This is a genomic window from Pseudomonas sp. KK4, from assembly GCF_001984065.1.
GTDB lineage: Bacteria > Pseudomonadota > Gammaproteobacteria > Pseudomonadales > Pseudomonadaceae > Aquipseudomonas.
This window is the reverse complement of the sequence record NZ_LYVP01000022.1, coordinates 24,928-38,656: the sequence shown is the minus strand read 5'-3', so window position 1 is coordinate 38,656 and position 13,729 is coordinate 24,928. Positions and strand designations below refer to the sequence as shown.

Annotated in this window: 11 protein-coding genes; 8 read left to right on the top strand and 3 right to left on the bottom strand. The window is 55.8% G+C overall.

What is annotated here, in order from left to right; all coding sequences use genetic code 11:
• Positions 1–417: 417 nt before the first annotated feature.
• Complete coding sequence (locus B0W55_RS10650) at positions 418–927, bottom strand: Bro-N domain-containing protein (protein WP_077045957.1); 510 nt, start codon at positions 925–927, stop codon at positions 418–420.
• Between the two features lie 579 nt (positions 928–1,506).
• On the opposite strand from B0W55_RS10650, the gene dcm reads away from it, so the two are divergent.
• The 3 genes from dcm to B0W55_RS10635 all read left to right on the top strand — a co-directional run bounded on the left by dcm (position 1,507) and on the right by B0W55_RS10635 (position 4,861).
• Positions 1,507–2,943: a DNA (cytosine-5-)-methyltransferase gene (gene dcm / locus B0W55_RS10645; RefSeq protein ID WP_077045956.1), complete on the top strand. Its 1,437-nt coding sequence runs from the start codon at positions 1,507–1,509 to the stop codon at positions 2,941–2,943.
• Between the two features lie 164 nt (positions 2,944–3,107).
• The gene (locus B0W55_RS10640; protein ID WP_077045955.1) at positions 3,108–4,319 is read left to right on the top strand and encodes a type II restriction endonuclease; all 1,212 of its coding nucleotides are present in this window, start codon (positions 3,108–3,110) and stop codon (positions 4,317–4,319) included.
• A gap of 26 nt (positions 4,320–4,345) precedes the next feature.
• Positions 4,346–4,861 carry a very short patch repair endonuclease gene (locus B0W55_RS10635; protein WP_371807264.1) on the top strand — a complete coding sequence of 172 codons (516 nt, stop codon included), beginning with the start codon at positions 4,346–4,348 and terminating at the stop codon, positions 4,859–4,861.
• 96 nt (positions 4,862–4,957) lie between these two features.
• Here the strand turns inward: B0W55_RS10635 and B0W55_RS10630 are convergent, their stop codons facing one another.
• Positions 4,958–6,205: a ribonucleotide-diphosphate reductase subunit beta gene (locus tag B0W55_RS10630; RefSeq protein WP_077045954.1), complete on the bottom strand. Its 1,248-nt coding sequence runs from the start codon at positions 6,203–6,205 to the stop codon at positions 4,958–4,960.
• A gap of 542 nt (positions 6,206–6,747) precedes the next feature.
• Positions 6,748–7,011, bottom strand: coding sequence for a DUF2790 domain-containing protein (locus B0W55_RS10625; protein ID WP_077045953.1), 264 nt, complete (start codon positions 7,009–7,011; stop codon positions 6,748–6,750).
• Positions 7,012–7,605: 594 nt separating this feature from the next.
• Between B0W55_RS10625 and acs the strand changes: the two genes are divergently transcribed.
• From acs to B0W55_RS10600, 5 genes are all read left to right on the top strand, one after another.
• Positions 7,606–9,561: an acetate--CoA ligase gene (gene acs, locus B0W55_RS10620; RefSeq protein WP_077045952.1), complete on the top strand. Its 1,956-nt coding sequence runs from the start codon at positions 7,606–7,608 to the stop codon at positions 9,559–9,561.
• A 772-nt stretch (positions 9,562–10,333) separates the two neighbouring features.
• Complete coding sequence (locus tag B0W55_RS10615) at positions 10,334–11,113, top strand: ABC transporter substrate-binding protein (protein WP_077045951.1); 780 nt, start codon at positions 10,334–10,336, stop codon at positions 11,111–11,113.
• A 90-nt stretch (positions 11,114–11,203) separates the two neighbouring features.
• Positions 11,204–11,893, top strand: coding sequence for an ABC transporter permease (locus B0W55_RS10610; protein ID WP_077045950.1), 690 nt, complete (start codon positions 11,204–11,206; stop codon positions 11,891–11,893).
• Entirely contained in the window at positions 11,890–12,588 is a 699-nt protein-coding gene (locus tag B0W55_RS10605; protein ID WP_077045949.1) for an ABC transporter permease, read from the top strand. Before B0W55_RS10610 ends, B0W55_RS10605 begins: the two co-directional genes overlap by 4 nt.
• 1 nt (position 12,589) lies before the next feature.
• Positions 12,590–13,702: a M14 family metallopeptidase gene (locus tag B0W55_RS10600; RefSeq protein ID WP_077045948.1), complete on the top strand. Its 1,113-nt coding sequence runs from the start codon at positions 12,590–12,592 to the stop codon at positions 13,700–13,702.
• The last annotated feature ends 27 nt before the right edge of the window (positions 13,703–13,729 follow it).

The following is a 13,729-nucleotide window of genomic DNA, read 5'->3' as shown; positions in this document are numbered from 1 at the left end:
AGCCCCTGCCTAAGATTTTTTTGTCTTCGATCAGCTCAAGCAAACCTGAAACGTTGGCGCCTATTGATAGCCTTCGAATCTGACATCTGCCACTTTAAATCCGAATATAGTAGCAAATTGCCTTTTTGGCTGTTCGCAGGCGCCTACGTGTGGGAACGAGCCTGTGCTCGATCACCAAAGCTAACGCAACATCCCAACTCTGATGCAAGCCTTACTGGATACAGATACCTCGTCAGTCATTTTGTGTTGAGGGGGGGCGAGGTGGGCAGCGTCGGCATTTGGGTGAAATCGATTAGGGCGGTGGAGAGCCGAATTGTATTGAGCTTGTGAAGTTGCGATTCAGTGTGCAGCAATTAGCGCAGAAAAAATCCGCTTATTGAAAGCTTAAGCAACGGATCAATTGATGCATTCGAGCACTCAGAATCCACGCATCAACCGAGACGCCTTCCGCCACCAGGATTCCTGTCGATTGAACGGATCATCCGCCAACACACACGGCATATCCCGCAACCGAATCCACGGCTCATCCTGCCAATGCAACATGCACAACGACATCTTCGGCCAATCGAGAACGCTCAGCGTCGGACGCTCTACCATGCGTGACGGCTGCGCATCCCGCAGCGCAGGCACCACCTGATGCGTCAGCCACTCACGCAGCAATCGATTCTCAGGACAGTAGTAATAAATCAACAATGCATACAGGCCTGACTCACTCACCATCAAACGCTCTTTCGTGATGCCGTACAAATTGACGAGCATCATCTGTCGCTGGTCCGCATCGAGCTTGCGCGTCGTACGTTCATCAAGGTGTTGACCCATCATTCGCCCCAGGTCCTGCGCACAGAACCAGGCCTGGTTCTCTAAAAGCAGGGCATGCAGATGGGAATTGTGTCGGGCGAAGCGGGCAGGTTTGGGTGCATCAGTCATGGCGTGCCTCCAGGAACGGAAGCGTGGGATTGGAACTGTGGGTACGACGATTCACCTTCATCGTGAAGGTCCGATAGTCAGGCATTTCCTTTACCTCTGGCTGCTTTCTTAGGGCATTCGTTAAGGGTGTCGGGAGCTAAGAAACCCACCAGAGACGGGCCGGACATATTCCCCTTTCGGGTCTTATATTCGCCCACTCCCGACATAACGGGACTTTTTCGCAGGCGTAGAGAAACCGCAGACGAAAAAAAGCCGCATGACTATCGGGTGCGGAGGACCGCTCTGGTTTGTAGAGTTTCTTAGGCTCGGAACCGAGGGTAAATGGAGCAGGAAGGAGTCGTCAACCCGCTACCTCTCATACCACCTCCACGACGAAACAAAATGAAATCTGGACAATGGTAGTGGTTAAATTATCCTGTATGCATATCCAGTATTTGGTCTTGATTGTTTTATCCTTGTACCAATCTGGCTAGCTACGTTTCATCTCATTACACCCAGCAAATTTCATTTACTTTGAAATTTACAGGGCTAGAATGGTGACCATTCGTCACAGCTTTGACCCAGAGGAATTTCGGGCTCATGAATCTATTTGAAACACCCTCCTTTGAATCCTTGAGCGAAACCGGTTCGGGCTTCCATGAGTCTGAAACCCATCCTGCGACCGACCTGGTGCTGCTGAACAAGCTTCTTGAGATTTATGATCAAGGACAGCTTGCTGAAATTCTTAACGATGTCAGCCCTACTCATTGGTGCCGGGAAACCATTAATCGCTGGGTCAAAGGAAAGGCCTCGCCAAAGCTTTCTCACATTGAGTTCACCCGCTTGGAGGCGTTGCTTCCGAAGCGTCTGAATCACAAGCCCTCCTTTACCTTCATCGACCTATTCGCCGGCATCGGCGGCATCCGAAAAGGTTTTGAAGCCATAGGCGGTGAGTGTCTATTCACGTCCGAATGGAACAAGTACGCAGTCAAAACCTACAAAGCCAATCACTTCTGCGATCCGGTTCGCCATCGCTTCAATCTGGATATTCGCTCGGTCACCTTGTCGGACAAGCCCGAGATTAGTGAAGACGAAGCGTACAAAAACATCGACCGCGAAATTCCTGATCACGATGTCTTGTTGGCGGGTTTTCCGTGCCAGCCATTCTCACTTGCGGGCGTTTCCAAAAAGAATTCCCTGGGGCGCAAGCACGGTTTCGAATGTGAAACCCAAGGCACTCTTTTTTTCGATGTGGCGCGAATTATCGCTGCCAAACGTCCAGCCGCATTTCTGCTCGAAAACGTGAAGAACCTGAAGAGCCATGACAAGGGCAATACCTTCCGGATCATTTGCGAAGCTCTGGATGAGCTGGGTTACGAGGTTGCAGATGTAAACGCCCCGAAAGGTTCAGATCCCAAAGTTATCGATGCGAAACACTTCGTTCCGCAGCATCGTGAACGCATCGTTTTGGTTGGCTTCCGTCGTGATCTGAACGTCCATCAAGGCTTCACGTTGAGTGACATCAGCAAGCTGATACCCAAGCAACGACCTAGCTTCGGTGATTTGCTCGATAAAGAAGTGGACGACAAATACATCCTCACTCCGAAGCTTTGGGACTACCTCTACCGGTATGCCGAAAAGCATCGTGAGAAGGGGAATGGCTTCGGTTTCGGCTTAACCCGTCCAAACGATGTGGCTCGTACCCTCTCTGCGAGATATCACAAGGATGGGTCGGAGATTCTGGTTGATCGAGGGTTTGTGGATAGTTTGGACTTTGACAGCGAGCTGAATCAGCTCAATCGTCCTCGTAGATTGACGCCGCGTGAGTGCTCTCGCTTGATGGGGTTCGATAAGCCAAGTGAAAGCAAATTCGTGATTCCCGTATCTGATACGCAAGCGTATCGTCAGTTTGGAAACTCGGTTGCCGTGCCTGTATTTGAGGCCGTGGCCCGGTTGATGAAGGATCGGATCCTGGTTGCAAAGGAAAAAATTGCTGATAAGGAGCGGCCACAATTGGAGTTCGCTCTCCCGGAGTGACCCATACTGCTATCCAGACGTTGCTATACGAAGGCCTGAGTCATGACTCAGGCCTTCGTGCTTTTATAGAATTCTCGGTTCCGAGTGCTTACCACTGCAGCAATTCTACGAGACTGTCGGATACACTTTTGTTTCGACTTCTAAATTGGTCAGTGATCCTACCCATGACAAGTTTACTGCAATGGATTGACGGCAAGAATCAAGCGGATTGGTGGATATACATAAAGCGCCTTTCGGCCAATGATACTGGGCTTACAGGTGGTCACGGGGCAGGTATCTATCTACCTAAAGCTGCCGTAGCTCAAGCGCTGCCTTCTATTTCCAACACCTCATCTCTAAATCCCGACTGCAATTTGACGACGCGAGTCACCTCGCACGGTTTTCCAGAGCAAACGCTAAGAGGTATCTATTACAACAACCGTCATTTTGATGGGCCAGGGTCACGCAACGAGCATCGCTTGACGAGATGGAATACAGACGTAAAAAACAATCCAGCTCAAGACCCGGAAAACACTGGAGCATTGGCAGTCTTCGCCTTCAATGTGCCTCATGCTGGGAGGGATGCTGAGTTTTTGGATGTCTGGATATGCAAAAACCTGGAAGAAGAGGAGTTTTTTGAAAACAAGACGGGTGAAGTAATCCCAGGGGCCCTGCTTTTTGAGCGGGGGGACCAGCTCTTTGCCGGTTTTGCTCAGAGCCCGGCTGTGGAACCTAGTTGCGTAGAAATTCCTCCAGCGTGGGCCGAAATTTTTCCCAGCGGTGAAGAGGTTATTACCCATCTTCTCAAGGTTTTTCGCTCAGGTAAGACAACTCCCGACGAGCTAATCATTGAGCGGCGCGACAACGAGTACAAGCTTTTCCGTCAAATCGAGGAAATCCATATTTTGCACCAGGTGCAGAAAGGATTCGCTTCTGTCGATGAATTCATGCAAATGGCGAATTCCGTTAGTAATCGTCGAAAATCAAGATCGGGAAAGTCTCTAGAAATACATCTTGAGCATTTGTTTCGACAATTTGGCCTCTCGTCATTCAGTATTCAGTGCAAAACCGAGGGCAATAAAAAGCCAGATTTCATATTTCCTTCGTGTGCCGACTATCATGACCCTTCATTTCCGGATGAAAATCTTCGTATGCTGGCTGTCAAAACAACCTGTAAGGATCGCTGGCGTCAGGTTTTGAACGAAGCTAACAGGATAGAAACAATTCATCTGTTCACGCTTCAAGAGGGAGTTTCTCCGCACCAGTTTGCCGAGATGACAACCGAAAACGTTAAGTTGGTAGTTCCGAAGCCATTGCACACGAAATATCCGGAGAAGTTGCGTGACAAGTTATTGAGCTTGAGCGATTTTATCGTGGAGACAAAGAGCCTGCGCTAAGGTGATTGCGTTCATGGATAATCAAGATGAACCGCAATTACTGGATCAAGACTAGCTATGAATTCTTAAGTAGGTGCCGAATGATAGATGTCGTGGATAGCGTTACGAGATCACGAATGATGGCCGGGATTCTTGGTAAGAATACAAAGCCCGAAATGATCGTTCGGCGTTATTTGCATGCTTGCGGGTACCGATACAGGCTTCATCGAAAAGATTTGCCGGGAAAGCCTGATCTGGTTTTGACGAAGTACAGGCTGGCCATATTTGTTCATGGATGTTTTTGGCATCGTCATCTGAACTGTAAATATGCAACTACTCCCAATAATCGTCGCGAATTTTGGGAGGCGAAGCTAAACGGGAATGTATTGAGAGATCAAAGGCAAACGTCTCAACTGCGTGCGGAAGGATGGAGGGTGCTCTTTATTTGGGAGTGCGGGCTGAAACATCTGTTGACTAATATCGAGGTTCTGAGAGGGATGATTGAGGATCTAGATAAAAAATTTCAAGTTTGGCCAGAAAATCCTCCCAGACCCGTCTTTTAGTTTTCAAGGATTTTGAATTGAGGTGGCATGGTTATATAAAAAAGGGCTGCCATCGTTGGCAGCCCTCTTATGTGTCGATTGATTAAACAAATTAAATCAATCCCAGCTCAACGCCCCACCAGTCTGATACTCAATAACCCGAGTCTCAAAGAAGTTCTTCTCTTTCTTCAAGTCCATAATCTCGCTCATCCAAGGGAACGGGTTCGTAGTCCCCGGATACTCTTCCTTCAGACCAATCTGCGACAGGCGACGGTTGGCGATGAACTTCAGGTAATCCTCCATCATCGCCGCGTTCATGCCCAACACGCCACGAGGCATGGTGTCACGTGCGTATTCGATCTCCAGCTGAGTGCCCTGCAGAATCATCTGCGTTGCTTCTTCCTTCATTTCGGCATCCCACAAATGCGGGTTTTCGATTTTGATCTGGTTGATCACGTCGATGCCGAAGTTCAGGTGCATGGATTCGTCGCGCAGGATGTATTGGAACTGCTCGGCGACGCCGGTCATTTTGTTGCGGCGGCCCATGGAGAGGATTTGGGTGAAGCCGCAGTAGAAGAAGATGCCTTCCAGGACGCAGTAGTAGGCGATCAGGTTGCGCAGCAATTCTTTGTCGGTTTCGACGGTGCCGGTTTCGAACTTCGGATCGGAGATCGAGCGGGTGTATTTGAGGCCCCAGGTGGCTTTTTTCGCGACCGATGGGATCTCGTGGTACATGTTGAAGATCTCGCCTTCATCCATGGCCAGCGATTCGATGCAGTACTGGTAGGCGTGGGTGTGGATCGCCTCTTCGAACGCCTGGCGCAGGATGTACTGGCGGCATTCCGGGTTGGTGATCAGGCGGTAGACGGCCAGGACCAGGTTGTTGGCGACCAGGGAGTCGGCGGTGGAGAAGAAGCCGAGGTTGCGCATCACGATGCGGCGCTCGTCGTCGGTCAGGCCTTCCGGGTTTTTCCAGAGGGCGATGTCGGCGGTCATGTTGACTTCTTGCGGCATCCAGTGGTTTGCGCAGCCGTCCAGGTATTTCTGCCAGGCCCAGTCGTACTTGAAAGGCACGAGTTGGTTGAGGTCGGCGCGGCAGTTGATCATGCGCTTTTCGTCAACGGCGACACGGGCGGAGGCGCCTTCGAGTTCGGCCAGACCTTCGGCCACGTCGAGCGAATCCAGGGCGGCCTTGGCGCGGGCGACGGCGGCGGAGTCAGCGGCGGTCACGGCGCGGGCTTCCAGGGCGGCGGCACCGCCGGCGCTGTCGAGACGGTCCATATTGGCTTCGGTGGCGTGGCCGGCGTTGGCGCTCTTGGCCACTACTTCCGTGTCTTCTTTGTCGAATTCGTCCCAGCTCAGCATGACGTGTCGTCTCCTGCGTGAGGGCCAGAGTGCCCGTGTGAAAATGCGTCGGTTGGTTTTTCACACGGCCTTACTGGCCGCGTTGGATAGCGTTCTTTGCAGCGTTGCACGCAGGCAAATAAACATAATTTTGCACGGGGGTCCGAGAGCCTCTGAGGGGCGCTGAAATCGGTGAGGACTTCGGCGTGGGCTTCAGACTGGCTGTTGTCCCTGTAAGGGAATATTGCAGCCCCGTTTAAGGCGGCATTATAGGGAAATTTTTACGGGCGTGGTGGGGCGAATCCGCGCACAGGGCGGTCGAGGGGGGAGGTTTTTCGGCCAGAGCGAGGCTTTATGGGGCTTTGGCGGGTGAAGAAATTTTTTCGTAAAAAACGCTTGATTCGGCTTTTGATCAAAAATCGATCAAAAAAAGGCGTTTTTTACTACATCTTGTGTTTGGCGAAGCTTTTCGACGACTCCAGACACAACTGAGCCCGACCGAAGCCGGGCTGAAATCGACGCTCAGCCCATGGCTGAAAGGGGCCGACTCGGTGCAGTTTTGATCAGCCGCCGGAGCAGCCGTTACCCATAACACTGTAACGCAGGATATGACGCTGTCCCTTGGAATCCTCGTATTCCATTTTTGCCGGAACCACTTCGCACACGTTGGGTACTTCGCTCATGGACACAACTTTGGCGATGTCCAGGTTCATTGAGTAAGTGTATTCCTCGATGGGCGGTTGTTGCTGTGCGACATCAGCCTGGGCCTCGTCTGCCATGGCGGTTACGCACAGACTGCTGAGGGCCAGTACCAATAAAGCTTTCATCTAATGTTTACCTTTTTGAGGGCGAAAGGGGTCACGCAACCTTTTTGGGGTTGCGTGTGAATCTGTACTGCTTGGGGTTTGGGTTAACTGCCTTCGTGGGGGCTGTAACTGGGTTAACTCAGGTTGCCGGGTTGGCGAGGTGGATTTTAGGGAGGGGGGTGGAATTCATATAGATGGGGTTTTGATAAACACTTTTAGTGGTTTTTGTAACAATCCTTGAAGGGTGGTGTGGTCGAGTCCTTTGTGGCGAGGGAGCTTGCTCCCGTTGGGTGTGTCAGGAAGAGCCGGTCGGCAGGTTTTGCGGCTGCTGTGCAGCCGAGCGGGAGCGAGCTCCCTCGCCACAGGGGGGTTATCGCAGCCTCGGGATTCTTGGGGGGGCAGGTTGCCGGCGTTATCGTTGGCGGCCATCGCGAGCGAGCTCGCTCCTACAGGGGGTGGTGTGTGTTTGTGCGGGAAAGGTGGGTTTGGCAGGCTATTGCGCTATTCAGGACAAATTGTGTGGGCTTGTTACTACCATCGTCGAATGGTTCTATAGCGCCAGCCCCGTTAAAACGGGGGCCATACAAAAACAACTATTCCACCGAGGTAAGAAAGATGAGTGCGGCTTCTCTGTATCCCGTTCGTCCCGAGGTTCTGGCCAATACACTGACTGACGAGGCGACCTACAAGGCCATGTACCAGCAGTCGGTCGTCAACCCGGACGGTTTCTGGCGCGAGCAAGCCAAGCGTCTGGACTGGATCAAGCCTTTCACCACGGTGAAGCAGACTTCCTTCGACGATCACCACGTCGACATCAAATGGTTCGCCGACGGCACCCTCAACGTTTCCTACAACTGCCTGGACCGTCATCTGGCCGAGCGCGGCGATCAGGTCGCGATCATCTGGGAGGGCGATGACCCTGCCGAAAGCCGCAACATCACCTACCGCGAGCTGCACGAACAAGTCTGCAAATTCGCCAACGCCCTGCGTGGCCAGGACGTGCACCGCGGCGACGTGGTAACTATCTATATGCCGATGATCCCCGAAGCCGTGGTCGCCATGCTGGCCTGCACCCGGATCGGCGCGATTCACTCGGTGGTGTTCGGTGGTTTCTCGCCGGAAGCCCTGGCGGGCCGCATCATCGATTGCCGCTCGAAAGTGGTGATCACCGCCGATGAAGGCGTGCGTGCCGGCAAGAAGATCCCGCTCAAGGCCAACGTCGACGACGCCCTGACCAACCCGGAAACCAGCAGCATCCAGAAGGTCATCGTGTGCAAGCGCACCGGTGGCGACATCAAGTGGAACCAGCATCGCGACATCTGGTTCGAGGACCTGATGAAAGTGGCCGGCACCGTGTGTGCGCCGAAAGAGATGGGCGCTGAAGAAGCGCTGTTCATCCTCTACACCTCGGGCTCGACCGGCAAGCCGAAGGGCGTGCAGCACACCACCGGCGGCTACCTGTTGTACGCAGCCATGACCCACGAGCGCGTGTTCGACTACCGCCCGGGCGAAATCTACTGGTGCACCGCCGACGTGGGTTGGGTCACCGGTCACAGCTACATCGTCTACGGCCCGCTGGCCAATGGCGCGACCACGCTGCTGTTCGAAGGCGTGCCGAACTACCCGGACATCACCCGGGTGGCGAAGATCGTCGACAAGCACAAGGTCAATATCCTCTACACCGCGCCAACCGCGATCCGCGCGATGATGGCCGCCGGTACCGCCGCTGTGGAAGGCGCCGATGGCAGCAGCCTGCGCCTGTTGGGTTCGGTGGGCGAGCCGATCAACCCGGAAGCCTGGGACTGGTACTACAAGAACGTCGGCAAGTCCCGTTGCCCGATCGTCGATACCTGGTGGCAGACCGAAACCGGCGGCAACATGATGAGCCCGCTGCCGGGCGCTCACGCGCTCAAGCCGGGTTCTGCGGCGCGTCCGTTCTTCGGCGTGGTGCCGGCCCTGGTGGATAACCTGGGCAACATCATCGAAGGCGAGGCCGAGGGCAACCTGGTGATTCTCGATTCGTGGCCAGGTCAGGCGCGCACGCTGTACGGCGACCATGACCGCTTTGTCGACACCTACTTCAAGACCTTCCGTGGCATGTACTTCACCGGTGACGGTGCGCGTCGCGATGCCGATGGTTACTACTGGATCACCGGTCGTGTGGATGACGTGTTGAACGTGTCCGGCCACCGTATGGGCACGGCCGAGATCGAAAGCGCGATGGTTGCGCACCCGAAAGTCGCCGAGGCTGCTGTGGTGGGTGTGCCGCACGACATCAAGGGGCAGGGCATTTATGTGTATGTCACGTTGAAGAATGGTGAAGAGCCGAGCGAGCAGCTGCGCCTGGAATTGAAGAACTGGGTGCGTAAAGAGATTGGCCCGATTGCTTCGCCGGATGTGATCCAGTGGGCACCGGGGCTGCCGAAGACCCGCTCGGGCAAGATCATGCGCCGGATTCTGCGCAAGATCGCCACGGCGGAATACGATGGGTTGGGGGATATCTCCACCCTGGCCGATCCGGGTGTGGTGCAGCATTTGATTGATACGCACAAGACGATGAATGTGGCTTAAGTAGCGTTCAGCGTCATTGAAGCCCTGCCGGGTGTGAGCCTGGTGGGGCTTTTTATTGCCTTGGGTTTTGTACTGGCAGGACGGGCCTTTTCGCGAGCAAGCCCGCTCCCACAGGGACCGCATTCCAAAGGTGGGAGCCCTGCCAGGTGTGAGCCTGGTGGGGCTTTTTATTGCTTTGGGTTTTGTGTTGGCAGGGCGGGCCTTTTCGCGAGCAAGCCCGCTCCCACAGGGGACCGCATTCCAAAAGTGGGAGCGGGCTTGCTTGCGAAGGCGGCCTGTCAGGCGCCCAATAATTATCGGTTTCATCGGCAGGAAGCTCGCTGCTGTTACCCGCGACCCTTCAAGTAACTGAATGTGTAACCGCTGGCGCTGCGACGGGGCATTGGGAAACGCGAACCCCAGTGAACGGGCTGCAAAAACGCCGCCAAAAAATAAGACCGAACGCTCTGCTTGCCGTATTACAAGGCTTTGCCAATAATAGGCCCGCAATTTGCTACATAGATCGGTTTATCCTCTTTTGCTCTTGCATGATTTTGCAGGGCTGTCAACGTGCCCAAACGGCTTTCTCGGTGCTTCTGTAACTAGTTGTCGCATTGAAGAAATATCGGCTTCGGGCCTGTCGTTAGAATGCCGATCACTCGCTCGTCGTTGCCTGTGTTGAAAATTCGTACAGGCCGCCCAGGACGTAGCAACCATTTTCCGGTTTCACTCACTCGCATATTGGGCTGTCGCTCACTCTGCCGTTTTAGCCCTTTACCGATGGAGTCCCAAGATGAAGAAACTCGTGCTGCTTGGCGCCCTGGCAATGTCCGCCGTGCTGTCCCTGCCCACCTTCGCTGATGAAAAACCTCTGAAAATCGGTATCGAAGCGGCTTACCCTCCGTTCGCCTCCAAGGCACCGGACGGCAGCATCGTCGGTTTCGACTACGACATCGGCAACGCCCTGTGCGAAGAGATGAAGGTCAAGTGCGTGTGGGTCGAGCAAGAGTTCGACGGCCTGATCCCGGCGCTCAAAGTGCGCAAGATCGACGCCATCCTGTCGTCGATGTCGATCACCGAAGATCGCAAGAAGTCCGTGGACTTCACCAACAAGTACTACAACACCCCGGCGCGTCTGGTGATGAAGGCCGGTACTCAGGTTGGCGATAACCTGGCCGAGCTCAAGGGCAAGAACATCGGTGTGCAGCGCGGTTCGATCCACGAGCGTTTCGCCCGTGAAGTCCTGGCCCCGCTGGGTGCCGAGATCAAGCCGTACGGTTCGCAGAACGAAATCTACCTGGACGTGACCGCTGGCCGCCTCGACGGCACCGTGGCCGACGCTACGCTGTTGGATGACGGCTTCCTGAAGACCGACGCCGGCAAAGGCTTCGCGTTCGTGGGCCCGGCCTTCACCGACGTCAAATACTTCGGCGACGGCGTAGGCATCGCCGTGCGCAAGGGTGACAAGGCTGAGCTGGACAAGCTCAATGCCGCCATCGCGGCCATCCGCGAAAACGGCAAGTACAAGCAGATCCAGGACAAGTACTTCGCCTTCGACATCTACGGCAAGTAACACTCCCGGCGACAAGTCCGAAATGGCGCAAGCAGCAGGATCACTGAGGTTTGCGCCATTTTTTCATCCCAACTTTCGAGGACCTGAATCATGTTGAAAGGCTACGGGGCTGTCATCCTCGATGGCGCTTGGCTGACGCTTCAGCTCGCCTTGTCTTCCATGGCCCTGGCCATCGTCCTGGGCCTGATCGGCGTGGCACTGCGGTTGTCGCCGGTGCGCTGGCTGGCCTGGCTGGGCGATCTGTATTCCACGGTGATTCGCGGGATTCCCGACCTGGTGCTGATCCTGCTGATTTTCTACGGCGGCCAGGACCTGCTCAACCGCGTGGCGCCGATGTTCGGTTTCGACGAATACATCGACCTCAACCCGCTGGCCGCCGGTATCGGCACCCTGGGTTTCATCTTCGGTGCCTACCTGTCGGAAACCTTCCGTGGCGCGTTCATGGCGATCCCCAAGGGCCAGGCTGAAGCGGGCATGGCGTATGGCATGAGCAGTTTCCAGGTGTTCTTCCGTGTGCTGGTGCCGCAGATGATTCGCCTGGCGATTCCGGGCTTCACCAACAACTGGTTGGTGTTGACCAAGGCCACCGCGCTGATTTCGGTGGTGGGCCTGCAAGACATGATGTTCAAGGCCAAGCAGGCGGCGGACGCCACCCGTGAGCCTTTCACCTTCTTCCTCGCAGTGGCGGCGATGTACCTGGTGATCACCAGTGTGTCGTTGCTGGCACTGCGTCACCTCGAGAAGCGCTACTCGGTAGGCGTAAGGGCGGCTGAGCTATGATCTTCGACTACAACATCATCTGGGAGGCGCTGCCGCTGTACTTCGGCGGCCTGCTGACCACCCTCAAACTGCTCGCGCTGTCGCTGTTCTTCGGCCTGCTGTGTGCGTTGCCGCTGGGCTTGATGCGCGTCTCGAAAAACGCCGTGGTCAACATGACCGCCTGGCTCTACACCTACGTGATCCGCGGCACGCCGATGCTGGTGCAGCTGTTTTTGATCTACTACGGCCTGGCGCAGTTCGAAGCGGTACGCGAAAGCTTCCTCTGGCCATGGCTGTCCAGCGCCACCTTCTGTGCATGCCTGGCGTTTGCCATCAACACCAGCGCCTACACCGCCGAAATCATCGCCGGCAGCCTGCGGGCCACGCCAAACGGTGAGATCGAAGCGGCCAAGGCCATGGGCATGTCGCGCTTCAAGATGTACAAGCGCATTCTGCTGCCGTCGGCCCTGCGCCGGGCCCTGCCGCAGTACAGCAACGAAGTGATCATGATGCTGCAGACCACCAGTCTGGCCTCCATCGTGACCCTGATCGACATCACCGGCGCGGCGCGCACGGTCAACGCCCAGTTCTACCTGCCGTTCGAGGCCTACATCACCGCCGGCGTGTTCTACCTGTGCCTGACCTTCATCCTGGTCAAGCTGTTCAAACTGGCCGAGCGCCGTTGGCTGGGCTACCTGGCCCCGCGGAAGCACTGACATGGAACGCATCGATCATGTGTTGCCGTGGAGCCACTTGGGCAGCGAACGCCGGATTTCGGTGTTCCGCTTCGGCACAGGCGAGCGCAAGGCTTACATCCAGGCCAGCCTGCACGCCGATGAATTGCCGGGCATGCGGACCGCCTGGGCGTTGAAGAAACGCCTGGCCGAACTCGAAGCCCAGGGCTTGCTCAACGGCGTGATTGAACTGGTGCCGGTGGCCAACCCGCTGGGGCTGGGCCAGCTGTTGCAGGGCAATCACCAGGGGCGTTTCGAGGCCGGCAGCGGCAAGAATTTCAACCGCGATTTCGTCGAGCTCAGCGCGCCGGTGGCCGCTGCGCTGGAAGGGCGCTTGGGTGACGATCCCCACGCCAACATCCGTTTGATCCGTCAGGCCATGAGCGATCACCTGGCGGCCTTGCCCGAGGCCGGCAGCCAGTTGCAGGGCATGCAGCGCATCCTGCTGAGCCACGCCTGCACCGCCGATGTGGTGCTGGACCTGCACTGCGATGCCGAAGCCGCGCTGCACATGTACGCCTTGCCGCAGCACTGGCCGCAGTGGCGCTCGCTGGCTGCGCACTTGGGCATGAAAGTGGGGTTGCTGGCGGAAGATTCTGGCGGCAGTTCCTTTGACGAAGCCTGCTCGCTGCCATGGCTGCGGTTGTCGCGCCAGTTCCCGGACGCGCAAATCCCGCTGGCATGCCTGGCCACGACCCTCGAATTGGGTGGCCAGGCCGACACCACGCGCGAGCAGACCGAGGCGCACGCCGAAGGCATTCTGGCGTTCCTCGCCGAGCAGGGTTTGATCAGCGGCGAATGGCCGAAACCTGAACGGGACGCCTGTGAAGGCATGCCGTTCGAAGGCACCGAATTGCTGTTCGCGCCGCACCCCGGTGTGGTGAGTTTTCTGCGTCAACCCGGCGAGTGGATCGAAGCCGGCGACGAGATTTTCGAAGTGATCGATCCGCTTTCGGATCGGGTGAGCACAGTATGTGCGGGTACATCCGGGGTGCTGTTTGCCATTGAACGGCTGCGTTACGCCCAACCCGGTTTCTGGCTGGCCAAGGTGGCGGGGCGCGAAGCGCTGCGTCACGGGCGCTTGCTCAACGACTGACTGACTGCTTTTTGTGAGAACCGACCG